Consider the following 25,359-nt stretch of genomic DNA (forward strand, 5'->3'; position numbering starts at 1 on the left):
GCAGCCGCTGCGACAGACTGCCCCCTGTCCCGCGCGCCGGTTGCTGGCATTCTTTGTCCATGATTGTTGTCCTGTCCTCTTCCCGCCGGTGCCCGGCATGACTGCCGCCGGCGAGGCGCATGCGCCCAGCTGGTACGCCGACAGCGTGCCTGCCGTTGCGTTGCGCGCGCCGCTGAGCGGTGACCTGAAGGCCGATGTCTGTGTGCTCGGCGCCGGCTACACCGGCCTGTCCGCCGCGCTGACCCTGGCCGAGCGTGGCTACCGCGTCGTGCTGTTGGAGGCCCACCGGGTCGGCTGGGGCGCCTCCGGGCGCAATGGCGGCCAGGCCATCGTCGGCTATGGCTGTGAAGTGGACACGCTCGAACACCTGGTCGGCGCCGAGGACGCGCGGACGCTGTTCGCGTTTTCGCGCGACGGCATGCGCCTGCTGCGCGACCGCATCGCCCGGCATCAGATCGACTGCGACTGGCGCGATGGCCACGCCAGCGTGCCGATCAAACCCCGTCAGGAGCGCGTGTTGCGCGCCGGGCTGATCGATCTGGCCCAGCGCTACGACTATCCCCTGCAATGGTGGGACCGCTCACAGTTGCGCCGTCAGCTCGACAGCCCGCGCTACCGCGGGGCCATGTTCGACCCTCACAGCGGCCACCTGCATCCCCTGGCTTACGCACAGGGCCTGGCCCGCGCGGCCGAGGGTGCCGGGGCGGTGATCCACGAGCAGTCCCCGGTCCTGCAGCTGATCCGTGGGGCGCGGCCGCAACTGCGCACCGCGCACGGTACGGTAACCGCCGACCATGTGGTGATCGCCGGCAACGCTTGGCTGGAAGGCATCGCGCCGGAGCTGGAATCGCGGATCATGCCGGTCGGCACCTATATCGGCGCCAGTGCGGTGCTTGGGCAGGCGCGGGCACAGTCCCTGATCCGCAATGACATGGCCGTGGCCGATGTCAGCTGGGCGCTGGACTATTTCCGGCTGAGCCGCGACCACCGCCTGCTCTTCGGCGGCCAGGCCAGCTACTCCGCCCTGCCTCCGCCGGGTCTGCGCGGGGTCATGACCCGGCGCATGCGCGCGGTGTTCCCGCAGCTGGCCGATGTGGAGCTGGAGTACGTATGGGGCGGCTACGTGGACATTACCCGCAATCGCGCCCCGCACTGGGGCCGGCTGACGCCGAATGTCTATTTCGCGCAGGGTTTCTCGGGCCATGGCGTAGCCGCTGCCGGGCTGGCCGGGCAGGTGCTGGCCGAGGCCATCTCCGGCCAGGCCGAGCGCCTGGATGTGTTTGAACGCATTCCCCACCGGCCGTTCCCTGGGGGACGGATGCTGCGAACGCCGCTGCTGGTGGCGGCGATGTCCTGGTACAAACTGCGGGACGCGTTGTGGTGAGGGCTTAAGGGACGTTCGGCGACCGCGGGTAAAGTGAGACACGGCGCGACATCTGAAAGCGGGCGCTCCGTCACCGGGCAGCTCCAGAACAGGCAGTGCTAGCAGACCCTGTGGAGCGCCCCCCCTTGCTGAGCACGCCGCGTGTCACAGCGCAACGACGTGGGGAGAAGGCGTCATATCAAGGCAGGCGGTCGCTGAGATGGGCATACCTCGACCACCGGGAATCGTCTGCATCTCCGCGGCGCAGCTCAAGTACGCCCCCCAACGACGAGCGTGAAGAGTTTCATATAGAAATGAGATATGTGTCACGCCTATGAGCGCGGCACACGCCTGCTCGTGAACTCACACGCTGTGGTCGCCGTCACGCCCGACCACTTTCGTAATTGCATAATCCGGCGCGGATATATACCGTCCAATCTGGTCGCGGCATTGATACACAGGGACGTTGAAGGCACGAACAGGGGGAGCCGGTGCGAGGAGAATGGTGGAAAAATGGACTTCAGTTGAATCTGCGCATCGAGCCGATCGGGCTTGTCCTTGCCGTCATCTATGCACTCGCGTGCTGGGGCGCACGTCAAATCTCCCTTGATCAGTTCTACTTGCCAGCAGGCATACGTGTTGCTGCGGTGCTGCTGTGCCCTCCGCGGCTGTGGCCTTACCTGATCCTCGGCGAATATGCCTATTTCGCACAACTGCGCTACTCGATGGTGGACAAGTACGGCATGGCTTGGGTCATCTTTGCCTCCGCCTTCTTGATGCCCATCGTGGCGCTGATAGTGCACCTGCATCGCAAGATGATCGCAGCGACGACAAATGTATGGCTGATTTCCGTAGCAGCATCCTCCGCAGTCGCCATTTCTCTGCTAAACCGCAGTTTTTCGCAGTTCCTTTGGCCGACACCACCGGACAACCCCTTTGTCGCGACTGTAGCGCGATACGCAGTCGGCGACTTCATCGGCATATTGACGGTAGCCCCCCTTGCATTGCTTTGGGTACGGCGGCGCAGTGAGTCAGACTGGGCGGCGGGATTTTTCAAGCCTACTGGCATGGCACTCGGGCTGATGATGTTACTGGGTGTTTCTGCGGCGTTCCTCCCTGCCGATTCAGCGACCGCGAGAACCAGCCTCCAGGTGCTGATGGCGCTTCCGGCCATCGCGCTTACGTGCATATTAGGTTGGCGTGGTGCTGCCATCGCGGTACCGACGCTGAACCTCATCATCGGCCTTACTACGCCTAAGCCTTACCCATCGTCTTTCGATCCTCATGCCTTTACAACGCAGCTGATCATGGCCATCGCGGGCGTCGCACTCCTGGTCCTCGGCTCACGCATCACGCACTACTACCACCACTACAAGATTCGCGACGACGGCGAGAAGAACGCGATCAAATTGGCTAGAAACTCTCATGTGGCAAGCGAAATGGGGCTTCGCGAACGCGCGCTTCACTTGAGAAAGATCGGGGATGGCATGGACATCTCCCTCAATGAAGTTGTGAACTGGCTGAAGCTGCAGGGGCACCACGAGATCGCCGGGGGATTGCTCCACACAGCTGTCGTGCATTCGCGGCAATTCCGTGCGCAGACCAGCATGGTCTATCCGACAGCCCTGGATCACCTGGGCCTGTATGTTGCTCTGCAGGCTGGCGGCGTACGCGAAGCGTGGGAGCTGACCCATCGCGTCACCCGCCCCCGGCTGGAGGGGGATCCGTGCCAATTGAGTATTGGCCTGCAATTGGCTGCTTACCGTGCAATGACCGATGCCGTGACACTGTTGCTGGAGACTGAATCGGGTCAGATCCAGGTACGCGCGCGCTGCGGGCGGTTTGGGCGATATCGGGGAATCGTAGTCACCGTGGCAATGCTGGATGCCGCATATGCGCTTTCCGAAACCACCATGTCCATGGCGGTTGAACGTCTCGCGGGGCGAGCCCTTGCCTATGGCGGTGTTGTGCAGTGCCGTCGCAATCGGGTCAGGATGGTGCTTCTGGAAATGCCGCGAACCGCTCCCCATGACGCCGTGCATAGCAGCCCGGTTGAATACGTGAAAACGACGGATCGCGGCAGTAGTCAGGCATTGACCTGACATCCTGCGGACTCGGCGGCTCAATCGCCTTTCAGACGAACACAGCGGAATAGTTGCATTGGAGAAACAGCGGGTGAGCTGCGAATATCCCCGCAGCGTGAACCTGCAGGTGAGCGCATCACCCGCAGGCCCACCACGGAGCCATCAACTGAGGCCTAGATTAGGTGGGTGCCAGGCGGCAATGAAACTCCACCTAATGCTGCTGCAAATGGCCTAGTTGCTGCCGTTCACTGGCTCGACCGACCAGACTGCATCAGTGCCGCTCCCGTAAAGCGCCAGCGAGAAGCGCGGGCCGCGGTACACCTCGGAGCGCCTCGCGCCTCTCGGCGGCTGGACGCGCAGCGTCGGCAGTGACACTCGCGCGGGAACATCGCCAGCCGGCAATGCCCAGAACACGCCATCTGCATTTCCGATGATCACGTGCACGCGGCCGGCAAGGTCGTTCACCTGGTAGTACGTGATTCCCTCACGCTCAAATCCATATACCAGCCAATTCGAATCCTGGCTAAGATTCGCTGCCAATGGCTGCGTCTGTCCCAACCCGCGTTTCGCCAGTTTGACTCCGTGATCATCTGACTGCGCCATGCCAGCCATCGGAAACGACGCGAGAATCACGATACCCACAACACCCACAATCCTTGGAATGCGCACATTTACCTCCTGATTAAAACGTTGAGGGGAACTTCAGCGATAGTAACCGTAAGCGGCCGTCAATCTATCTACACGGGCCGCCTGAGCCGCCGGCATAGCAAGACGGTCCACCGGGCACCCGGGCCGAGGCTGCGACAGTACGCAGCACCCCCTCGCCCCTAAAGTTGCGTGTGAAACCGCCGCTATCTGTCCCGACCCCTCGGAACCGAGCGTACGCCTCATGCCGGCACTGTTGCAGGGCGCTGTTCTCAGCGACCCCGGTGATGCCCTGCCCCAGCGGATCCTGCTGGTGGAAAACTCGCGCACGTTCACCAGCATGCTGCGCGAGGCGATCGAGCAGCGGCTGGAGCTGCCGGTCTCGGTGGCGACCAGCCTGACCGAGGCCGGGCGGTTGCTGGATGAGGAACAGGGCTGGTTCCTGGTGCTGACCGGGCTGGTACTGGCCGATGGCGACCGCGACACCGTGGTGGACTACTTCCTCTCGCGTGGGCTGCCCACGGTGGTGGTCAGTGGCGTGTACGACGAGGACCTGCGCAAGCGTGTGCTGCAGCAGCAGATCATCGACTACGTGCTCAAGAACACGCCCGGCAGCATCGATTATCTGGTGTGGCTGGTGCAGCGGCTGGAGCGCAACCGGCGCATCGCCGCGCTGGTGGTGGATGATTCGATGTCCGCGCGGAAGTACGCTGCCTCCTTGCTGCGCATGTACGGCCATGACGTATACGAGGCGGCCGACGGCGCTGCGGGACTCAAGGCGATCGAAGCGCACCCGGCCATCCGGCTGGCGGTGGTCGACCAGGAAATGCCCGGCATGGAGGGCGTGGAGTTCACCCGTCGCCTGCGCACGATGCGATCGCGCGACAAGCTCGCGGTGATCGGCATCTCCGGCAACACGGACCCTTCGCTGATTCCCCGCTTCCTCAAGAACGGCGCCAACGACTTCCTGCGCAAGCCTTTCTCACGCGAGGAATTCTTCTGTCGCGTGTCGCAGAACGTGGATCAGCTCGAGCTGATCGGCACCCTGCAGGACCTGGCGACCCGCGATTTCCTGACCGGCCTGCCCAACCGCCGCTGCTTCCTGGAGCAGAGCCAGCGCCAGCTGCCGCAGCTGCAGCTGGAGGGCGAGCAGGTGGCGGTGGCGATGATCGACATCGACCACTTCAAGCACATCAACGATACCCACGGCCACGAGGCCGGCGACGATGCGCTGCGCGCGGTGGCCGCTGCCGTGGCGGCGCATGCGCGCCATGAGGATCTGATCGCGCGCTTCGGCGGCGAGGAGTTCTGCCTGCTGGTGCCCGGCCTGGACGAGAGCCGCGCAGTGGCGTACTTCGAACAGCTGCGCCAGGCCATCGCGGCGCTGGAGGTGGACGTGGGACACGCCACACTGCACATGACGGTCAGCATCGGGCTGTGTTGCCTGCGCCCGCAGCACGACTCGCTGCACCGCCTGATCTCCGAAGCCGACCGGCAGCTGTATCTGGCCAAGGCTGGCGGCCGCAACCGGGTCCACTGCGCGACGGTCACCACGAACACACTGATCCGCGAGCCCGAACCGGTGCTTTGATCCAGATCAACGCGGCCGCCGGTTCGAGTGCCTAGAGTCGCCCCCAGTTGAACAGCGCGGGGAACGCACCATGGCACTTCTGGTCTGGCAGGACGATCTGAACATCGGCATCGATGTCATCGATCATCAGCACATGCGCATCGTGGAGATGCTCAACCACCTGCACGTCGCTCAGAAAAGCCTGGAGCGCCTTGCCGTGGCCGAGGTGATCGACGAGCTGGTGGACTACACCATGTCCCATTTCGCCTTCGAAGAAGAGCTGATGGAGGAAGCTGGCTATCCCTTCTGCTCGGCACACAAGCGCGTGCACGAGATTTTCGGTAAGCGTGTGAGCGAGTACCGGCTGCGCTTCCAGGCGGGAGAGGACATTACCGAAGAGCTGCGCACGATGCTCTCGCGCTGGCTGTTCAACCATATCCGGGGCGATGACAAGGCCTACGCGCCTCAGGTCAAACAACACCTCAACCAGTTTGCGCGCGAGCACCAGCAGGGCGGCTGGCTGGGCCGCACGCTCAAGCGGTTCTTCCGCTGATCAGCGGCCGCGCCGGCCCATCGCCAACAGGGCCACGATCGTAACCAGCGCGGTCACGCACAGGTAATAGCCTACCGCGACCAGGCCGTAACGTTCGGCCAGCCAGGTGGCCACGTAGGGCGCCGGGGCCGCACCGAGGATGCCGGCAAGATTGAACGACAGCGAGGCGCCCGTGTACCGCACCTGGACCGGGTAGATCTCGGCCAGGAAGGTGCCGCACGGGCCGTAGGTCAGGCCCATCAGGAACAGACCCAGCGACAGGAAGCCGAGCACCAGCCACGGGCTGCCGGACTGGAACAGCGGCGCGAACACGACGCCGAAGGCGAGGATCAGCCCGCTGGCCACGATCATCGTGCGGCGCGTGCCCCAGCGGTCGCCGTACAGCGCGGAGATCGGGATGCCGGCGGCGAAGAACAGGATGCCGACCATCTGCAGCAGCAGGAACTGCTCACGCGAGTAGCCCAGCACGGTGGTGCCATGGCCCAGGGTGAACACCGTCATCAGGTAGAACAGCACGAAGGTAGCGAACGCCCCCAATGTGCCCAGCACCAAGGTCAGCGGATGCTCGCGCAGCACCGTCCACATCGGCAGTTTGACCCGCTCGTTGCGGTCCAGCGCAGCCTGGAACTGCGGGGTCTCGTGGATGTTCAAGCGCACCCACAGGCCGATGCCGACCAGCAGCGAACTGGCCAGGAACGGCACGCGCCAGCCCCACTGCAGGAAATCGGCGTCGCTCATCGCACGGCCCAGCAGGAGGAAGATACCGGCCGAAAGCAGGAAACCCAGCGGCGCGCCCAACTGCGGGAACATCCCGTACCAGGCGCGCTTGCCTGGCGGTGCGTTTTCAGTGGCCAGCAGCACGGCCCCGCCCCACTCCCCACCCAGCCCCAGGCCTTGGCCGAAGCGGCACAGCGCCAACAGCGCAGGCGCCACCAGCCCGATGCTGGCATGCGTGGGCAGCAGGCCGATCGCCACGGTGGAGATGCCCATCGTGAGCAGCGCAGCAACCAGCGTCGCCTTGCGCCCGATGCGGTCGCCATAGTGACCGAACACCGCCGAGCCGACCGGCCGCGCGATGAAGGCCACGGCGAAGGTCGCCAGTGACTGCAGCATCGCCGCGCCATCGCTGCTCTCCGGGAAGAACAGGTGCGGGAACACCAGCACCGCCGCGGTGGCGTAGATGTAGAAATCGAAGAATTCGATGGTGGTGCCGATCAGGCTCGCCAGCAGGATGCGGCGGGGAGAGTTCACGACAGGGGCGACAGCAGGTGTGGACATCGGGTACGCAGAAGGAGGCAGCTGCCGGATTCTGCCACGGCCACCCCATGCCTGCCGCGATGGTTGCAGACGAGACTGTCAGCCTGTGACCCGGTCGGAGGCCTGCGCATCTGGCATCTTCCAGCTGATCGGCGCCTGGCCACCGGGCTACACGGTGGACCAGTGCCGCCTGACCCGGCAGCAGATCGACTATCTGCGCGACGCCGTGGATGAGATGGACCGCGACCTGCTGCGCGAGTCACTCATCCGTCAAGACCAGGACTGCTGACCGGCGTTACCCGCCCAGATGGATCCAGGTCGCCTTGAGTTCGGTGTACTTGTCGAAGGCGTGCAGGGATTTGTCGCGGCCGATACCGGACTGCTTGTAGCCCCCGAACGGCGCGGTCATGTCGCCGCCATCCCACTGGTTCACCCAGACACTGCCGGCCCGCAGTCCGCGTGCCACCCGATGTGCCCGGCCAAGGTCGCGTGTCCACACACCGGCGGCCAGCCCGTAGATCGAATCATTGGCCATGCGCAGTGCGTCGTCTTCGTGATCGAAGGTGAGCACTGACAGCACCGGCCCGAAGATCTCCTCGCGGGCGATGGTGTGCTGCGGATCGACCTCGTCAAATACCGTTGGCTCCACGTAGCTGCCACCGGGCACCACCTCCAGCCGCTTGCCGCCCAGCAGCAGGCGCGCGCCATCGGCCTCACCGCGTGCTACGTAATCCAACACGCGGCCTGGATGCGCCTCGTCGACCAGTGCGCCCATCGCGGCGTCCGGCTCGAAGGGATGCTGCGGCTGCATATGCCGGCCATGCGCCAGCACCCGTGCCACGAACGCGTCCTTGATCGAGCGCTGGACCAGTAAACGCGAGCCGGCCGTACACACCTCGCCCTGGTTGTAGAAGATCGCGGTGGCTGCCGCCTGCGCAGCTTTGTCCAGATCGGGCGCGTCGGCGAACACCAGGTTCGGGCTCTTGCCGCCGCACTCCAGCCAGGTGCGCTTGAGATTCGATTTCCCGGCGCACTGCAGCAGCCGGCGCCCCACGGCGGTGGAACCGGTGAACGCCAGTGCATCCACATCCATGTGCAGCGCCAACGGTTCGCCGGTGCGCTCGCCGTGGCCCGGCAGCACGTTGAACACACCCTCAGGCACACCCGCCTCGACCACCAGCGCCGCCAGACGGATGGCGCTCAGTGGCGAGCGCTCGGAGGGTTTGAGCACCACCGAATTGCCCGCCGCCAAGGCCGGCGCGATCTTCCACGAGGCCATCAGCAGCGGGAAGTTCCACGGCACGATCACTGCCACCACGCCCACCGGCTCGCGGGTGATCAGGCCCAGCGTGTCGAGCGCGGTCGGGGCGACCTCACCATACACCTTGTCCACCGCCTCGGCGGTCCAGCGCAGGCAACGCAACACGCCGGCCAGATCGCCCTGCCTCGCATCGCGCACCGGCTTGCCCATGTCCAGGGTTTCCAGCAACGCAAGCTCATCGGCATGCTGCTCGACCAGATCGGCCAGCCGCAGCAGTACCTGCTTGCGGTGCGAGGGTGCGGCCCGCGACCAGTCGCCGGCGTCGAAGCTGCGCCGCGCCGCCGCGACCGCACGGTCGACATCCACCGTATCAGCATCGGCCACCTGCACCAGGACGCGCCCGTCGATCGGGCTGACGCAGTCGTAGCGCGCGCCGCTGGCAGTATCGACGTAGCGCCCATCGATGAAGGCCTGACCCTGGAAGGTCAGTGCATCGGCCTTGCGCTGCCAGTCGTCGCGGGTGCGTGCGGTGGTCATCGGCATCATCCTCGCTCACTCATCCGGGTACGGCGGTTATACCCGCCACCGTCACGGGATGACGTGAGGCGAGTGCGATAAAGTCGTGACCATCGCGCCCCTGCGGAGTGCCTCATGCCTCTTCCCGAATCGTCGTTGTCGACCCTGTCCAGCAGTGTGCCGGCGGACCTGGAGGCGTACTGGATGCCATTCACCGCCAATCGCCAGTTCAAGGCGGCCCCGCGCCTGCTGGTGCGCGCCGAGGGCATGTATTACCACGATGTCGACGACCGTCCGATCCTGGACGGCGCAGCCGGCCTGTGGTGCTGCAACGCCGGCCATGCGCGGCCGCGGATCGTGCAGGCGATCCAGCAGCAGGCGGCCACGCTGGACTTCGCGCCACCCTTCCAGATGGGCTCGCCATTGCCGTTCGTGCTGGCCCAGCGCCTCGCCACGCTGGCACCAGCCAGCTTGAACCACGTGTTCTTCACCAATTCCGGCTCTGAAGCGGTCGACACCGCGATGAAGATCGCCCTTGCGTACCACCGCCTGCGTGGCGAGGGCCAGCGCACCCGCTTCATCGGCCGCGAAAAGGCCTATCACGGCGTCGGCTTCGGCGGCCTGTCGATCGGCGGCCTGCCCAACAACCGCAAAACGTTCGGGCCGTTGTTGGCCGGCAGCGATTTCCTGCGCCACACGCTGGATCTGGAGCGCAATGCCTTCAGCCCCGGCCTGCCCCGCCACGGCGCCGAACTGGCCGAGGATCTGGAACGCCTGATCGCGCTGCACGATGCGTCCACCATCGCGGCGGTGTTCGTCGAACCGATTGCCGGCTCGGCCGGGGTGATCCTGCCCGCACCGGGCTACCTCCAGCGCCTGCGCGAGATCTGCGACCAGCACGGCATCCTGCTGGTGTTCGATGAAGTCATCACCGGTTTCGGCCGGGTCGGCAACGCCTTCGCCGCACAGCGTTTCGGCGTCACCCCGGACCTGCTGACCCTGGCCAAGGGCCTGACCAACGGCGCGGTACCGATGGGCGCGGTGCTGGCCAGCGATGCGATCCACGGCGCGTTCATGCAAGGGCCGCCGGCCGCGATCGAGTTCTTCCACGGCTATACCTATTCCGGCCACCCGCTGGCCTGTGCGGCAGCGCTGGCCGCCTTGGATACCTACGCCGAGGAGCATCTGTTCGAGCGCGCCCTCGAGCTGGGTGACTACTGGCAGGACCGCCTGCACAGCCTGCGCGGGCTGCCGCATGTGGTCGACATCCGCAATTTCGGGCTGATCGGCGCGGTCGAGCTGATGCCCCGCAAGGACGCTCCGGGTGCCCGCGGCTACGAGGTGTTCGAGCGCTGCTTCCGCGACGGCCAACTGCTGGTGCGCTGCACCGGCGATGTGATCGCGCTGTCGCCCCCGCTGATCCTGGAGCGCGGCCACATCGACCGCATCGTGGACGTGCTGGGCGAGATGATCCGCGCCACCGGCTGAGTCTGAATCCACCGGCGACGACGGCGACCGCCCCGTTCCTTACAATGGTCGGTCACGTTTCGCTCGCGTACCGGATTGCATGGACATTGTCGTCAAAGAAGAACTCAAGGCCTACATCGACCCGCTGACGCAGGACGAGCACGACGCGCTGGAGCGCAGCATCCTCGCCGAGGGTTGCCGCGATGCGCTGGTGCTATGGGGCGAGGTGCTGGTGGACGGTCACAACCGCTACGGCATCTGCCAGAAGCACGGCCTGCCATTCCAGACGATCCAGAACACCCGCTTCCAGTCGATGGACGACGTCCACCTGTGGATGATCGAACAGCACCTGGGCCGCCGCAGCGTCTCCGATTTCCAGCGCGGCGTGCTGGCGCTGCGCAAGCGCGACATCCTGGCCGAGCGCCACCGCGCCGACCAGGCCCAGCTGCAGAAGGAAAGTGATGGCGAGATCAGCGGCCCGGCCGATGCCGGTGACGAGGACAACCCGCCATGGGCCGCCGCGCCGAAGGTCAGCCGCGCCGACATGGCGCGCGAAGCGCGCCTGAGCAGCAGCCAGGTGACGATGATCGAGCGCATCCACAAGCAGGCCGCGCCCGAACTGGTGGAAGCGGTCAAGACCGGGGTGATCTCGATCAGCGCCGCAGCCGCCGTGGCCGACCTGCCCGAAGACGAACAGCGCGCCGCGGCCGCCGCCGGCAAGGACGAGCTCAAGCAGGCCGCCAAGCGCGTGCGCGAGTCCAAGCGCAAGCCGCGCAAGCCCGCCCAGGAGGTGCTGCACAGTGCCGATGGCGACGCCGAGGCCGACCCCAGCCGCGCCGCCGAGATTGCTGACGCGCTCAACGCGCTGGGCGAAGGCCCGGCCGAGCTGCGCCAGCGCATCATCGCGCTGACCCTGGAGAACGACACCCTGCGTCAGCAACTGGCCGCGCTGCGCAAGCAGGTGCAGGACAGCGAGCTGGCCGACGCCTGATCCGGTGTAGTGCCGGCCGCTGGCCGGCAACGCGAACACACGTCGGATGCGAACGCCTGACGCCTGGTTGCCGGCCAGCGGCCGGCACTACCTGTTGCTCATGCCGGGGTCGTTAAACTGACGGGATGACGCCCACCTCCCCTCCCGACCCGCGCCGCGCCCAGCTGCGCCGGCTCAAACTGATCGCCCTGGCCATGCTGGTGGCGATGCTGGCCGGCTTCGCGGTCAGCCACTGGCACGGCGAACGCGGCATCTGGGCCTGGGTCTCGGCCTTCTGCGAGGCTGCGGCCGTCGGCGCGCTGGCCGACTGGTTCGCGGTGGTGGCCCTGTTCCGGCGCCCGCTCGGCCTGCCCATCCCGCATACCGCGATCATTCCCCGCAGCAAGGACCGCATCGCCGACAGCCTGGCGCTGTTCGTGCGCGACCAGTTCCTGGAACCGCAGGCGCTGCTGGCCCGGCTGCAGGTGTTCGATCCGGCCAGCCGCCTGGGCAGCTGGCTGGCCGAGCCCGCGCGGGCCCGCATGCTGGCCGACATGGCGCGCGGCTGGGCACTGCAGGCGCTGGACTTCCTGGATGAGGCCGCCGTCCGGCGCAGCATCCAGGGCTTTGTGATCCAGCAGCTGCGGCAGTGGAATGCGGCGGCCACCGCGGGCGAACTGCTCGGCCTGCTCACGGCCGACAACCGCCACCAGCGCGTGCTGGACGAAGGCCTGACCCGGATCAGCGAATGGCTGGGCAACGAGAAGGTCAAAGATCGCGCGTCCACGTTGATCGTGGGCTACATCCAGCGCGAGTGGCCCAAGCTGGCCAGCACGGTCAACTGGGTCAAACCGATCGATGAAATCGGCGACACCCTCGCTGAGCGCCTCGCGCATGCGGTGCTGGAAGAACTGCAGCAGATCCTGGCCCAGCCCGAGCATCCGCTGCGGCGCGATTACGAAACCTGGCTGAGCGATTACATCCAGCGGCTGCGCGAAGATCCGGCCCTGGCCGACAAGGTGGAACAGCTCAAGCAGCAGGTGATCGACCATCCGGCCGTGCAGGAATACGTTCAGGGCCTGTGGGCGCGCATCCACGCCAGCCTGCGCGCCGACCTGGCCAGCGAGGACTCCGCACTGGCCGGTCACCTGCGCCGCAGCCTGGCCTCCGTGGGCGAGGCGCTGCAGGCCGACCCGTCACTGCGCGAAGCGCTCAACCAGCACCTGATGGACGGTGCCGAGCGCCTGACCACGCGGCTGCGCAGCGGCGTGACCGAACACATCGCACAGACCGTCAAAAGCTGGGACGAACGCCATCTGGTCGAGCAGCTGGAATTGAGTGTTGGCCGCGACCTGCAGTTCATCCGCTTCAACGGCACCCTGGTCGGTGGTCTGATCGGCGTGATCCTGCATGCGCTGACGGTGTGGTTCCGCTGGTAACGCGATAACCGCAGCGGCGGCCGACGACGCTGGCGGAAACACCGCCAGCGTTGTTGGCTGCGTCACCCCGCGACCGCGCGCACTGCCGCCACCAGTGCGTCCATCTGCGCCGGTGTGCTGAAGATGCCCGGCGTCACCCGCAGGCAGGCGCCCGAGGCCAGCCCTTCGCGTGGCACCACGAATACGCCGGACTGCTTCACCATCCGCTGCGAGGTGGCCATGTTGTCGCGCATCGTGGTCTGTCCGCGCAGGCGGAAGGAGGCGATCGCACTGGACAGGCGGGGGTCATCCGAGCCGAGCAGCTGGAGGCGTTCGTCGCCGCGCAACGCGTCCATCCACTGATTGCGCAGGCGCAGCAGGCGCGCCCGCTTGTTGGCCACGCCGATGCGCTCGTGCAGGTCGAGTGCCGCCGGCAACGCCATGTAGGCCGCGAAGTTGACCGTGCCGGTGTGTACACGGGTACGGATGTCGTCGTGGTCCTCCTCGCCCATGTAAGGATCGAGGTCACGCACCCGCCCGCGGCGGACATACACCGCGCCGACCCCTACCGGCGCGCCGATCCACTTGTGCAGGTTGATCCCGATGAAATCCACGCCCAGCGCGCGCAGCGGCGTGTCCACCTGGCCGATGCCGTGCGCGGCGTCGAGTAGCACCTCCACGCCAGCCGCCCTGGCCAGTGCGGCGATCTCGGCCACCGGCAGCAGCATGCCGTTGCGGTGGTTGACGTGGGTCAGCAGCAGCAGGCGTACGCGCGGGTTGGCGGCCAGCGCGCGGCGGTAGGTCTCCACGATGCTGTCGTGGTCGAACGGCTCGGGCAGCGTGATCGCCACCGGCTGCACACCGCGCCGGGCCTGCAGCCACTGCATCGCGCTGATCATGCTGTCGTAGTCGGTGTCGGCGTACATCACCGCATCGCCCGGCGACAGCCCTCGGTAGCTGCCGATCAGCACCTGCATCGCCTCGGTGGCACCGCGGGTGAGCACGATCTCGTCGGTCTCCACACCCAGCACCTGCGCAAGACGCACGCGGGCCTGCTCAAACAGCGGCGGGAATCCGAGCCGCCCGAACCAGGCATTGCCGGCATTCACCGTGGCGGTGGCCTGCTGGTAGGCCTGCAGCACCGGGCGCGCCATCGCGCCCCAGTAGCCGTTGTCCAGCATCACGACCTCGTCGGTGAGGTCGTACAGCGCGCGGATCTGTGCCCACCAGCCTTCGTCGGCGGCCAGCTCGCCCGGCGTGCGCGTGCCCACTGCCGGCAGGGCCATCGGCTCAGCGCCCATGGCGGTCGCACCGGACAGTGCTGCGGCGACTGGCAGGGCCAGTGCGCCACGCAGCAGGTGTCGTCGTTGCCGGTCCATCAGTAACGGATCCGGTATTCGGCGTAGAGGTTGCGGCCGTCGGTGTCATACGGCGCGTTCCGCGAGTAGATCAGGCCACGGCTGGCCTGGAAGCTGGCCTCGTCGGGATAGCGGTTGAACAGGTTGTCCGCGCCGATCCGCAGCGTCTGCTGCTCGGTCACGTTCCAGCTCACCGCCAGATCGACGAAGCTCATCGCCCCGAAGCGCTGGAAGATATCGCCCGTGGCATTGCCCGAAGAGTCTGTCCATGCCCCGTAGTATCGCAGCTTGCCGAGCACGCTGAAGCGACCCCACGCATACGTGCTGCTCAGCGTGGCCTTCTGCCGCGGCAGGCGCTCTTCGAAGATGCGGCGCTGGCTGTCATTGGTCGCCACGCCGGTCGCGCCACTGTCGACCTGGGTCTGGTTGTAGTTGTAGCCCAGGGTGCTGCTCAGGCGGCCCGCGCCGAGTGCGGTGGTGTGACTGGCCACCACATCCACGCCGCGCGTGGTGGTGTCGAAATCGTTGGTGTAGAAACTCACCGAGGTATACGCCAGCGGGTTGGGCACGCCGGCCGGCACCGCGAACGAGGCCGACTGGCTGAAGCGGTCGGTGACCTTGATGTCGTACAGGTCCACCGAGCCGGAGAAGCCCAGGTCGTTCTTCCAGGTCAGGCCGAGCGAGGCGGTGCGCGATTGCTCCGGCTTGAGCGGTTGGGCACCGAGCTGGATCGCCAGCGGATCGCTGGGCGACAGGCGGCCGGTGGTGAACACCTGCAGGGTCACGGTATCCAGGCCCTGCTGGGTGCTCTGGGTGTACAGCTGGCCCGGCGTAGGCGCGCGGAAGCCGGTGGAAACCGAACCGCGCACGGCCAGGTCAGGAGTGAGCTCGAAGCGGCTGGAGAGCTTGCCGTCCACGCTCTCACCGAAGGCCGAGAAGTGCTCGTAGCGTGTGGCCGCGCCGACCGTCCAGCGCGCGGTCAACGGCGCTTCGACATCGATGTACGCCGCGCGGCTGCGCTGGCTCCAGCGCCCGGCATTGGCCGCGCTGAAGCCCGGGGCACCGTTGGCGCCGCCGGCCAGGCCGGTCACCGCTCCGGCGCCGATCGCATAGGAGGCCGGGTCGCCGGCATCCACGCCGTAGGTTTCCTCACGCGTTTCCGCACCGAAGGCGATGTTGATCGGTGCGGCCAGCGCGCTGACCGGGAGCGAGTAGACGATATCCGCGTTGAGGTTCTTCTCCTCCTGCGAAAGGCGGCCGAGGTAAAACGAGGTAGGGCTGTCCGGACCGAGCGAGGCGTTGATCGAATTGCCCAGCGTGTAGTCGATGCGGTTGCGCCCGTAGGAGCCGCTCACATCCCAGCGCCATCGTTCGCCCCAGTAGCCGCGCAGACCGAGCACGCCCTGCAGGTCGTCCTGTTCGTTGCCGTATTTCGGGCTGAAGCCGGTCGGGTACAGGCTGCGCGCATCCCAGCCGGGGAACACACGGCTGCGGTTGTAGACCGAGGCGGTGCCATCGGGATTGCGCCAGTTGAAATCACTGACGCCCTCGCCGTGGCCGTACAGACCGAAGCCGTACAGATCGACGCTGTCATTCAAGGCCAGGTCGAGGTTGAAACCGAAATGGCGGTTTTCCAGGTCCGGCTGGCCCCAGCGCTGCACGGGATCGGGCACGACCAGATCCGGATGAGCGTTCTGGAAGGCGATCGCATCGGCGCGCTGGCGGCTGCGCGAGGTCGCATCGGATTTGTCCCAGTCCGCGAACAGCGACAGGCTGCCCTTGTCACCCAGCGCGAAGCCGTGCCGGCCGCCGATCTTGCGACCGGTCCCGTCGCCTTCGCTGTATTCGGACAGGCCCACCGACAGTTCCCCGCCGACGCGGTCATCCAGGATGATGTTGATCACCCCGGCGATGGCGTCCGAGCCGTACTGCGCCGACGCGCCATCACGCAGCACTTCGATGCGCTGGATCGCATGCACCGGAATCTGCGCCAGGTCCGGGCCCTGCGCACCGCGCGCGCCCAGCAGCGCCGAACGGTGGAAACGCCGGCCATTGACCAGCACCAGAGTCTGATCCGGCGAGAGACCGCGCAGTGTGGCCGGCCGCACGAACACGAGGCCGTCGTTCATCGGCATGCGCTGGACCACGAACGACGGCACCAACTGGGCCAGCACGTCGTTGAGGTCGGAAGACTCGATCGCCTGGATCTCTTCCTGCGAGAACACGTCCACCGGGGCCAGCGTGTCGAACTGCGTGCGGTTGCTGCCGCGCGTGCCGGTGACGATCATCGTGTCCAGGGTGGCGGGGGCGGCGGCAGTCCCTGCCGGGGCGGCCTCGGCACGCGCATCGGCGGCCGTGGCGAAGGTGAGAAGGGACGACACCGCTACAGCAAGCACACAACGATTCACAGACGACTCCGCAAACGAACAGATGAGGGATGCCGCGACGGCGTGTCACGACATCCTCACAGTCTGTTGACGCGATATTGCCCCGCAGTGACACGCAGGCGACGGTCTTCTCGCCCGCCGCACATACGCCAGCGAACGGCGTTTACCAGCCCCGGACACCGACCTGGCGCTTGTCTAACGAAATGATAATGACTATCATTCACTGATCGGCTGTACGCTTGGTCAATCGGCGCCCGGATGCACCATGCCTTCCCCGCGCAACGCCCCGTGTACACCCCCTGATCCGCTCTGCCTTGCCTGCCCTGCTTCCTCTGGCAGCGTCGCTGCGCGTTCGTGCTGTCGCCTTACTGCGACGCGCAGTGAACACGGCCAGGGATGGCCACTATTGCTCGTCACCGGCTGCGGCCGGTGATGCCCGTTTCCCCGATTGATCAGCAGGTTTCCGTGGACAGCACGCCGCACGCCAGCGCCAGGTTCAACCGTCTTGGTTCCTTCTTCACCCGCCCCTGGCTGGGTGTGTTGTCACGTTCGCTCGCCGCGATCTTCGGCGGCTACGCACTGGCCGCCACCTGCTCGATGTTCTTCGCCGTCGCCCTGCCGATCGCGCGTGGGCAAGCCGTGCTGACCGGGATGATGGTGGCGATCGTGCTGTGCGCCTGCGCGGCGCTGTGGGCGTTCGCTACCCGTACCGCGCTGCGCGCCTGGGTCGGCATCCTGATCCCGACCGCGCTGTTCTGGCTCGGCACCCGGCTGCTGCAGGGGGTCGCATGAAGAACGGATTCCGCCAGTCAATGGCCTGGCTGCACACCTGGACCGGCCTGCTGGTGGGCTGGCTGCTGCTGCTGATTTTCATGGCCGGCACGGCCAGCTATTACCGCGAGGAAATCAGCCGCTGGATGCGCCCGGAGCTGCCGCGCAGCAGCGTCACCGCCGACGTGGCGGCCGAACGCGCCCTGACCTTCCTGCAGCACAAGGCCCCGCAGGCCGAGAGCTGGAACGTCACCCTGCCCGACCCGCGCAACCCGGCGATGCGCATGTTCTGGCGCAACCCCGAATCGATGGTCAAGCCGCCGGTGGAAGGCGAGCGTCGCCGCCGCGGCGGTGGCCGCTTCGGCGATGCCACCGTCGATCCGAACACCGGCGAGGAGATCGCCGCACGCGAAACCCGCGGCGGTGACTTCTTCTATCGCCTGCATTTCGACCTGCACTACATCCCGGTGTACTGGGCGCGTTACCTGGTGGGCTTCTGCGCGATGTTCATGCTGGTGGCGATCATCACCGGCGTGATCACGCACAAGAAGATCTTCAAGGACTTCTTCACCTTCCGCCCGGAAAAGGGCCTGCGGTCGTGGCTGGATTTCCACAACGTCAGCGCGGTGATGGCGCTGCCGTACCACGCGATGATCACCTATACCGGGATCGTCACGTTGATGTTCATGTACCTGCCATGGGGCGTGAGCGTGGCCTATCCCAAGGATGAGGAGGCGTTCTTCAGCGAGGCCTTCGCGCGCCTGGCCGAGATCGATACCCCGGCGGAAGGACGCGCCGCACCCCTGCCCATCCAGCAGTTGCTGGACAGCGCACGCGCCGAATGGAAGGGTGCCGATGTGGCCGGCTTCACCCTGTACCACCCGGGTGCGGCGAACGCGATCGTGGACATCACCCAGCGCGATGGAAAGCGGCTGTCGGTGGATACCCCGTCGCTGCGCTTCAATGCGATCACCGGCCAGTTGCTCGAGGCCAGCCCGGCCTCGGGCGGTGCCACCCAGACCCGCGGCGTGATGTACGGCCTGCACCTGGCGCGCTTCGCCGATTGGGGCCTGCGTGCGCTGTTCTTCCTGTCCGGGCTGATCGGCTGCCTGATGGTCGCCAGTGGCGTGGTGCTGTGGGCGGTGAAGGAACGGCCGAAGCATGCCAAGTCCGGCAAGACCGGCTTCGGCCTGCGCCTGGTCGATGCGCTCAACATCGGCGCGGTGGCCGGCCTGCCGATCGCCTTCGCCACCTATTTCCTGGCCAACCGTCTGCTCCCGGTCCAGATGGCCGAGCGCTCCTCTGCCGAGGTCAATGCGTTCTTCTATGCCTGGGCCGCCGCGTTGCTGGCCGGTTTCCTCTGGCCCAAGCGGATGATGTGGACGTGGCAGCTGTATCTGGGCGGCGCGCTGTTCGCCCTGATTCCGGTGGTCAACGCAGTCACCACGCATGCGCACCTGGGCATCACCCTGCGCACCGGTGACTGGGTGCTGGCCGGGTTCGATCTGACCATGCTCGCCTTCGGCGCGATGCTGGCCTGCTGCGGCCATCGCATGCGGCGCTGGCAGCCCCCGTTGAGCGCGGCCGAGAAGAAGCGCCGCCAGCAGGCGGCCGCCGCAGGAGCCACGGCATGATGCTGCTGGCGATCACGCTGACCTTCTCGGCGTTCACTGCGTTGTCGCTGGCCATGGACAAGCACCAGCTGGAGCTGCACGGCAAAGCCGGCGCCAGTCCCGCGCGCATGCGGGTATGGCGCTGGGCGGGCTGGACGCTGCTGACCGTCGCGTTCGCGCTGTGCGTGCTGGACCACGGCTGGGCGATCGGCCCGGTGCTGTGGCTGGGTGCGATGACGATCAGCGGAGTGCTGATCGCGTTCGGGCTGTATCCGTATCGCCCGCGCTGGATCGCGCCGCTGGCGTGGGCGTTACCGGTGGTCGGGCTTGCGGTGGCGCTGGTCGCGCGCTGAGGGAGCAGCTTCGCAGCCGCATCGCGATCACCGATCAGGGCACCAGTGAAAACATGTGCGCGGCGACAGGACGGCCGTCGATGACCAGTCGGTTGCGCGCCACGCCCTCGCGCAGGGCGCCGGCCTTCACCGCCACCCGTTCGCTGGCGAGGTTGCCCACGGCCACGACGATCTCTACCCGATGCAGGCCCAGCGGCCCGAATGCCTGGACGGACAGCGCCTGCACGACGCGGGGCGCCACGCCTTGGCCTCGGCACGACTGCCGCACCCAGTAGCCCAGATTGCAGAACCGGGGGTCGTACTGGATCTTGTTCAGTCCCGCGCCGCCGACCAAGGCGGCCGTGTTCTGGTCGAAGATTCCGTACTCGCAGGCGGTGCCTGCTGCCCAGCCGTCCCGGCAGGCCTGGAACCACGCCAGCGCCTGCTCGACGCGGTAGTCGACCGAACTCCACGGCATCCAGCGCCGCATGCCCTCGGCCGATTCACGCACCGCCGCCGCAAAGGAGGCGGCGTCGGCATCCTCGAACGGACGCAGCAGCAGTCCGTCGGCGTAGAGCTGGCTGTCGTCCATGTCAGCCCCCTCCCGTCAGGCGCCGTAGCGGCGCAGTTCCCATGCGCGGTGGATGCGCGGGTTGCGTTCGAAGTCCGCCCCGATGGTCTCGGGCGAAATCTCCTTGCACTCCGCGAATTCCCTGATCGCTTCGTCGTCCAGCTTGAAGCGGCGGAAGTTGTTGGAGAAATACAGCACGCCTTCCGGGCTCAAGCGGGCCACGGCCGCACGGAGCAGGCGCACGTGTTCGCGCTGGATGTCGAAGTCATCGGCGCGGGCGGAGTTGGAGAACGTCGGCGGATCGCAGAAGATCACGTCGAAGCGGTGACGTTCGGCTTCCAGCCACGCCAGCGCATCGGCCTGGATCAGCTGGTGCTGGCTGCCGCCCTTGCCGTTCAACGCGAGATTGTCGGCGCACCACTGCAGGTACGTGCCGGACAGATCCACGCTGGTGGTGGTCGCGGCACCGGCCACGGCGGCCTGCACCGAGGCGACACCGGTGTAGCAGAACAGGTTGAGGAAACGCTTGCCCTGGGCTTCCTGCGCCATGTGCCAGCGCAGCGGACGGTGGTCCAGGAACAGCCCCGTGTCCAGATAATCGAACAGATTCACGCGCAGCAGCGCCTCGTTCTCGCGCACCAGCACGAACTCGCCGCGCTGCTCGAAACGACCGTACTTGCTGCCGCCCTTGCCACGCTCGCGCGACTTCAGCGCGACCTGCTCGGCCGGCACCTGGAAGACCTCGCGCGCGGCAGAGAGCAACTCGTTGCGGCGGCGACGCACATCCACATCCGGAATGGTCGCCGGGGCTGCGTATTCCTGCACATGCAGGAACGTGCGGCGGGCACCGCCGTCTTCTTCATAGACATCGATGGCGGCCGCGTACTCGGGCAGATCGGCATCGTAAACGCGGTAGCAGGTGATGCTCTCGCGCGCCCGCCACGTCTTGAACTTCTTGATGTTCTTGCGCAGGCGGTTGGCCACCATCTGCGCGCCTTCGCTGAGCTCGCGCGGCTGGCCGGCGTTCTCGCGCTGCGGCACCGCGATCGGGTCGCAGACGATCAGCGCACACTCGATGGCACCGTTGAACAGCTGGTACTTCTTGTTGGCGCGCAGGCCGGTGGCGAAAGCCAGGTCGGCGCTGCCGCACAGCAGGCTGGCACGCCACTGCGGCACCGCACGCTTGAGCGCGTCGCCGAGGCGGCGGTACAGCAGGGCATCGGCGGCCAGACGCTCGTCGTACGGCGGGTTGCAGACCACGCACCCGGTTTCCTGCAGCGGCACCTGCACATCGGCCACGTCGCGCACGCCGAACCAGATCGCATGCGAGACGCCAGCGGTCTCGGCATTTTCCTTGGCCGCGCGGATCGCATGCGGGTCGATATCGCTGCCGTGGATGACCTGCTTGAGCGCACCGCGGCCGGCTTCTTCGCGCGTGCGCGCTTCGGCCATCAGGGTGTTCCAGCTCTCGCGGTCAAAGCCCAACCAGCGGCTCGGCGGGATGCTGCCGTGGCGCTGCAGGCCCGGGGCGACGTCGGCGGCCATCAGCGCACCTTCGATCAGCAACGTGCCGCTGCCGCACATCGGGTCGAGCAGGCCACCGCCTTCCCTGTGGATCTTCGGCCAGTTGGCGCGAAGCAGCACGGCAGCGGCCAGGTTTTCCTTCAGCGGCGCTTCGTTCTGCGCCATGCGCCAGCCGCGGCGGTGCATCGGGCCACCGCCGAGATCGATCGAGATCGTGGCCCGGCCCTTGCGCAGCGACAGGTTGATGCGCACGTCCGGGAACTCCACGTTCACCGACGGCCGCTCCAGGCCCTGCGCGCGCAGGCTGTCGACCACGCCATCCTTGACCCGCTGCGCGGCGAAGCGCGCGTGCGTGATCTCGGTACCGGACACGTGCGCGTCCACCGAGAGGGTCAGCTCGGGGCTGATGTGCTGCTCCCACGCCATCGCCGAGACGCCCTGGTAGAGCGATCCCTCGTCCGGGCACTCGAACTCGGCCAGCGGCCACAGCACCCGGCTGGCCAGGCGCGACCACAGCACCACGCGCTGCGCCTGCGCCAACTCGCCCTCGGCATTGACGCCGGAAATGGTGGCGGTGGCCTTGTCCAGGCCGAGCGCCAACAGTTCGTCGGCGAGCAGATACTCCAGGCCCTTGGCGCAGGAAACAAAGAATTTCACGGAATCGGTATCGCAGGTCAGCGGAGAGGGGGTGCCCACGGGCACGGCAAGCAGCCGGACACGGGGTCCGGCGGGCCATTGTACGTGAGGTGGGCTGGAACGCCCGGTTACAGCGAGGCCAACAGTTCCTCGAAGGCCCGGCTCGAGGCCTCGACGTGGTCGGTCAGGCGGTGCCCGTCGTCCACCATCAACAGGCGCGCCGAGCGGGCCTGGGCCCAGGCGATCACCTCGGCCGGCGGGATCAGCTCATCGTGCCAGGCGTGGACCACGCTGGTCGGCACGCGGGCGGCATCCAGCGCCGGCATCGGTCCCATCCGGGTCGGCGGCACCATCAGGAACAGGCCCTGGACCGGCACCTGCAGCGAGGCGACGGCCGAGATGTACGAGCCGAGACTGGAGCCGGCCAGCACCACCGGGCCCTGCGCGGCGCGGGCGGTGGCCAGGGTGACCAATCGCTGCAGGCGGGCACGCACATCGCCCAGGCTGCTGATTTCGCGCTGGGCGTCCAGATCGGTGTAGTCCGGGCGCTCGTGGGTCCAGCCCAGGCGCTCGGCCACCTCGGCCAGGGCGGTCACCTTGATGGCGTCCGGGCCGCTTTCAAAGCCATGGGAGAGGATGCAGTGGCCGCGGCTCATGCGCATACCACGCGGGAATCGATAGGAGCGTTCATGCCCAAATGCTAGCATCGCCGCATGCCCGACCGCGCCCCGCCCGCCATCGATGCACAGCCCCTGCCCTACCAGGACAGGCTGCTGGCCCGCACGCGCGACGAGATCGATCTGGTGGTCATCCACTGCACCGAACTGCCGGACCTGGCGATGGCACGCGAGTACGGCGAGCGGGTGCTGTACGACAGCGGCACCGGCAACAGCGGGCACTACTACATCGACCGCGACGGGCGCATCGTCCAGTACGTGTCCCTGGACCGCGTCGCGCATCAGGTCAGTGGCTATAACCCGCGCTCGATCGGCATCGAACTGGTCAACACCGGACGCTACCCACACTGGTGGGATTCCCGCCACCAGGCGATGGACGAGCCCTATCCGGATGCGCAGATCGCGGCGCTGATCGACCTGCTGCAACACCTGTGCGGGACGCTGCCGGCACTGGCGCATATCGCCGGCCATGAGTGGCTGGATACGCGCGAGGAAGTGGCCAGCGACGATCCGGAGCGGCGGGTGCCACGCAAGCGCGATCCGGGGCCGATGTTCCCGTGGCCACGCGTGCTGGCGGCGGTGCCGCTGCAGGAACTGCGTGGGTGATGATCAGCCGGTGGCGACGGGGCGCGACGGGTCGCTGACCCAACCGCTCCACGAATCGGCATAGACGCGTGCCCCTTCCAGCCCGGCGGCTTCCATCGCCAGCAGCAGATGGCAGGCGGTCACGCCGGAGCCGCACATCAGCACGACCTCGTCCGGTGCATGCGTGCCGAGCAGCGGCTGCAGTGCGGCGCGAAGATCGTCCGCAGGGCGAAGCCGCCCGTCGTGCACGTTCAACGCGAACGGACGGTTCACCGCGCCGGGCACATGGCCGGCGACCGGATCCAACGGTTCCACTTCGCCACGGAAGCGTTCACCGGCCCGCGCATCGATCAACCAGCCCGGGGCGTGCTTCAATCGCGCCTGCACCTCCTCCACCGAGGCGATCCGGCTGCGGTCGAAACGCCCGGGGTACGGCGGCCACGTGGTCACCTGCGGCAGCTCCGCCGTTACCGGCAGGCCAGCGGCCTGCCAGGCGGCGAAGCCACCATCAAGCACCCGCACCTGCACATGCCCGATCAGCCGCAGCAGCCACCACAGGCGCGCGGCGGCCATGCTGCCGTCGCCCGCTTCGTAGACCACGACCTGCGTATCCGGCCCGATGCCCCACTCGCCCAGGCGGGCGGCGAATGCATCATTGTCCGGCAGCGGGTGCCGGCCATGGCCGGTGCGGCCGAGATCGGACAGATCCCGGTTGAGATCGGCGTACAGCGCGCCGGGCACATGGCCCTGCGCGTACAGCTGTGCACCGGCGTGCGGATCGGCCAGCGAGAACCGTGCGTCCATCACCCGCAACGCGGGCGAGGCACTGGGCGTCGCACGTGCATCCATGAGGCGCGTCGCACCCTGATCCATAACGTGTGCAAGGGTGGCGACATCGATCAGCGGCGTGGTCATGCGGTCTGCTCCAGGCGGCGACGCAGGTTGTAGAGAATGGCGGCGGTCGCGCCCCAGATCCGCTGCCCGGGCCAGCCGTACTCGAGTACGTGACGGATGCGCCCGCGATGGTCGATCTCGACGTGGTGCAGGTTGGCCGGATCCATCAGGTAGGAGAGCGGCACCTCAAACACTTCGGCAACCTCACCCGGCTCGGGCACGGCCACGAAGGCGGGATCGATCACGGCCACCACCGGCATCACCCGGTAGCCGGTAATCGTCACGAACGGATCCAGATATCCGAGCACCTGCACCTGGTCCTGTTTGAGTGCGATTTCCTCATCACTTTCGCGGATCGCAGCAGCGACCGCATCGCGGTCCTCCGGCTCCATGCGACCGCCGGGAAAACCGACCTGCCCGCCATGATGGCGCAGCGTATCGGTCCGCCGGGTCAGCAGTACCTGGGCGCCGCCCTCGCGCGGAATGATGCCGGCCAGCACGGCCGCTTCAACCGGGGGGCCGGGCGGTAACAGATCGATCAGTTCGCTGCGGTTCCAGCCATCGCCGGGCGGCGGCTGGTCCAGCGGATGCAGCGCGCGCAGCAGGCGCTCATGTTCGGCCAGCGAACCGCGCAGGGATTGCCGCAGTTGTTCGCGCAGCGGCAGTGTGTGCTGCATCACGTGATGCTGTTCGGGTCGACTCATGGTTCGCCAGCGGGTGATTTCATCCATGGTGCGCAGGCAACCCGTGCAGACACCGGCGCGGTCCAGTGCGCAGATTCCGGTGCAGGGAGTGGGCACGGCATGCGGGGAATGTTCCATCGATTGGACCGCTCAACAGTAGCGCGATTGCACGGAAACGAAAAACGCGCCGGTGTTTCCACCGGCGCGTTCTTGATGTTGCAGCA

22 protein-coding genes are annotated in these 25,359 nt (G+C 66.9%); 12 read left to right on the forward strand and 10 right to left on the reverse strand.

Translation table 11 applies throughout. The features are described from left to right. The first annotated feature begins 97 nt into the window (after positions 1-97). Positions 98-1,384 carry an NAD(P)/FAD-dependent oxidoreductase gene (locus AC13F7_RS07815; RefSeq protein ID WP_482999768.1) on the forward strand — a complete coding sequence of 429 codons (1,287 nt, stop codon included), beginning with the start codon at positions 98-100 and terminating at the stop codon, positions 1,382-1,384. A gap of 470 nt (positions 1,385-1,854) precedes the next feature. Continuing rightward, positions 1,855-3,465, forward strand: a complete 1,611-nt coding sequence (locus AC13F7_RS07820) for an MASE1 domain-containing protein (protein WP_482999769.1) — start codon at positions 1,855-1,857, stop codon at positions 3,463-3,465. A 213-nt stretch (positions 3,466-3,678) separates the two neighbouring features. On the opposite strand, the gene AC13F7_RS07825 is transcribed toward AC13F7_RS07820, so the two are convergent. Beyond that, positions 3,679-4,089, reverse strand: coding sequence for a hypothetical protein (locus tag AC13F7_RS07825; protein ID WP_481470652.1), 411 nt, complete (start codon positions 4,087-4,089; stop codon positions 3,679-3,681). A gap of 247 nt (positions 4,090-4,336) precedes the next feature. Between AC13F7_RS07825 and AC13F7_RS07830 the strand changes: the two genes are divergently transcribed. Both AC13F7_RS07830 and AC13F7_RS07835 read left to right on the forward strand, forming a co-directional pair. Continuing rightward, positions 4,337-5,683 (forward strand): diguanylate cyclase, encoded by a 1,347-nt coding sequence (locus AC13F7_RS07830; RefSeq protein ID WP_482999770.1) that lies wholly within the window; start codon positions 4,337-4,339, stop codon positions 5,681-5,683. A 70-nt stretch (positions 5,684-5,753) separates the two neighbouring features. After that, positions 5,754-6,215, forward strand: a complete 462-nt coding sequence (locus tag AC13F7_RS07835) for a bacteriohemerythrin (protein WP_265310131.1) — start codon at positions 5,754-5,756, stop codon at positions 6,213-6,215. On the opposite strand, the gene AC13F7_RS07840 is transcribed toward AC13F7_RS07835, so the two are convergent. Next, the gene (locus AC13F7_RS07840; protein WP_482999771.1) at positions 6,216-7,493 is read right to left on the reverse strand and encodes an MFS transporter; all 1,278 of its coding nucleotides are present in this window, start codon (positions 7,491-7,493) and stop codon (positions 6,216-6,218) included. 85 nt (positions 7,494-7,578) lie between these two features. On the opposite strand from AC13F7_RS07840, the gene AC13F7_RS07845 reads away from it, so the two are divergent. Next, a complete protein-coding gene (locus tag AC13F7_RS07845) occupies positions 7,579-7,761 on the forward strand; it encodes a hypothetical protein (RefSeq protein ID WP_482999772.1) in 183 nt (60 codons plus the stop codon). A 6-nt stretch (positions 7,762-7,767) separates the two neighbouring features. Here the strand turns inward: AC13F7_RS07845 and AC13F7_RS07850 are convergent, their stop codons facing one another. After that, on the reverse strand, positions 7,768-9,270 hold the full coding sequence (locus tag AC13F7_RS07850) for an aldehyde dehydrogenase (RefSeq protein WP_482999773.1): 1,503 nt from the start codon (positions 9,268-9,270) through the stop codon (positions 7,768-7,770). A gap of 114 nt (positions 9,271-9,384) precedes the next feature. Here AC13F7_RS07850 and aptA point away from each other — a divergent pair, with 114 nt between their 5' ends. The 3 genes from aptA to AC13F7_RS07865 all read left to right on the forward strand — a co-directional run bounded on the left by aptA (position 9,385) and on the right by AC13F7_RS07865 (position 13,125). After that, complete coding sequence (aptA, locus tag AC13F7_RS07855; protein WP_482999774.1) at positions 9,385-10,737, forward strand: omega-aminotransferase AptA; 1,353 nt, start codon at positions 9,385-9,387, stop codon at positions 10,735-10,737. Positions 10,738-10,816: 79 nt separating this feature from the next. Then, on the forward strand, positions 10,817-11,707 hold the full coding sequence (locus AC13F7_RS07860) for a ParB N-terminal domain-containing protein (protein ID WP_482999775.1): 891 nt from the start codon (positions 10,817-10,819) through the stop codon (positions 11,705-11,707). Between the two features lie 125 nt (positions 11,708-11,832). Next, positions 11,833-13,125 carry a DUF445 domain-containing protein gene (locus AC13F7_RS07865; protein ID WP_482999776.1) on the forward strand — a complete coding sequence of 431 codons (1,293 nt, stop codon included), beginning with the start codon at positions 11,833-11,835 and terminating at the stop codon, positions 13,123-13,125. 62 nt (positions 13,126-13,187) lie between these two features. On the opposite strand, the gene AC13F7_RS07870 is transcribed toward AC13F7_RS07865, so the two are convergent. Next, positions 13,188-14,483 (reverse strand): aminotransferase class V-fold PLP-dependent enzyme, encoded by a 1,296-nt coding sequence (locus tag AC13F7_RS07870; RefSeq protein ID WP_482999777.1) that lies wholly within the window; start codon positions 14,481-14,483, stop codon positions 13,188-13,190. Further along, complete coding sequence (locus AC13F7_RS07875; RefSeq protein WP_482999778.1) at positions 14,483-16,843, reverse strand: TonB-dependent receptor plug domain-containing protein; 2,361 nt, start codon at positions 16,841-16,843, stop codon at positions 14,483-14,485. The genes AC13F7_RS07870 and AC13F7_RS07875 overlap by 1 nt, the downstream gene beginning before the upstream one ends. Before the next feature lie 438 nt (positions 16,844-17,281). Between AC13F7_RS07875 and AC13F7_RS07880 the strand changes: the two genes are divergently transcribed. From AC13F7_RS07880 to AC13F7_RS07890, 3 genes are read left to right on the forward strand one after another with little or no spacing between them, the layout of a single operon-like run. Further along, entirely contained in the window at positions 17,282-17,641 is a 360-nt protein-coding gene (locus AC13F7_RS07880; protein WP_482999779.1) for a DUF3649 domain-containing protein, read from the forward strand. Continuing rightward, complete coding sequence (locus AC13F7_RS07885) at positions 17,638-19,254, forward strand: PepSY-associated TM helix domain-containing protein (RefSeq protein ID WP_482999780.1); 1,617 nt, start codon at positions 17,638-17,640, stop codon at positions 19,252-19,254. The genes AC13F7_RS07880 and AC13F7_RS07885 overlap by 4 nt, the downstream gene beginning before the upstream one ends. After that, complete coding sequence (locus AC13F7_RS07890; protein ID WP_482999781.1) at positions 19,251-19,586, forward strand: DUF3325 domain-containing protein; 336 nt, start codon at positions 19,251-19,253, stop codon at positions 19,584-19,586. The genes AC13F7_RS07885 and AC13F7_RS07890 overlap by 4 nt, the downstream gene beginning before the upstream one ends. Before the next feature lie 34 nt (positions 19,587-19,620). Here AC13F7_RS07890 and AC13F7_RS07895 read toward each other — a convergent pair whose 3' ends face one another. The 3 genes from AC13F7_RS07895 to AC13F7_RS07905 all read right to left on the reverse strand — a co-directional run bounded on the left by AC13F7_RS07895 (position 19,621) and on the right by AC13F7_RS07905 (position 22,952). Continuing rightward, on the reverse strand, positions 19,621-20,157 hold the full coding sequence (locus AC13F7_RS07895; RefSeq protein WP_482999782.1) for a GNAT family N-acetyltransferase: 537 nt from the start codon (positions 20,155-20,157) through the stop codon (positions 19,621-19,623). A 15-nt stretch (positions 20,158-20,172) separates the two neighbouring features. Beyond that, complete coding sequence (gene rlmKL, locus AC13F7_RS07900; protein WP_482999783.1) at positions 20,173-22,317, reverse strand: bifunctional 23S rRNA (guanine(2069)-N(7))-methyltransferase RlmK/23S rRNA (guanine(2445)-N(2))-methyltransferase RlmL; 2,145 nt, start codon at positions 22,315-22,317, stop codon at positions 20,173-20,175. Between the two features lie 107 nt (positions 22,318-22,424). Further along, the gene (locus AC13F7_RS07905; RefSeq protein ID WP_482999784.1) at positions 22,425-22,952 is read right to left on the reverse strand and encodes a hypothetical protein; all 528 of its coding nucleotides are present in this window, start codon (positions 22,950-22,952) and stop codon (positions 22,425-22,427) included. Between the two features lie 57 nt (positions 22,953-23,009). Between AC13F7_RS07905 and AC13F7_RS07910 the strand changes: the two genes are divergently transcribed. After that, complete coding sequence (locus AC13F7_RS07910) at positions 23,010-23,579, forward strand: N-acetylmuramoyl-L-alanine amidase (protein WP_481470802.1); 570 nt, start codon at positions 23,010-23,012, stop codon at positions 23,577-23,579. Positions 23,580-23,582: 3 nt separating this feature from the next. Here the strand turns inward: AC13F7_RS07910 and AC13F7_RS07915 are convergent, their stop codons facing one another. Then, on the reverse strand, positions 23,583-24,473 hold the full coding sequence (locus AC13F7_RS07915; RefSeq protein WP_482999785.1) for a sulfurtransferase: 891 nt from the start codon (positions 24,471-24,473) through the stop codon (positions 23,583-23,585). Next, positions 24,470-25,273 carry a CoA pyrophosphatase gene (locus AC13F7_RS07920; protein ID WP_482999786.1) on the reverse strand — a complete coding sequence of 268 codons (804 nt, stop codon included), beginning with the start codon at positions 25,271-25,273 and terminating at the stop codon, positions 24,470-24,472. Before AC13F7_RS07920 ends, AC13F7_RS07915 begins: the two co-directional genes overlap by 4 nt. Positions 25,274-25,359 lie beyond the last annotated feature (86 nt).

The organism is Stenotrophomonas sp. K-6 (assembly GCF_056861555.1).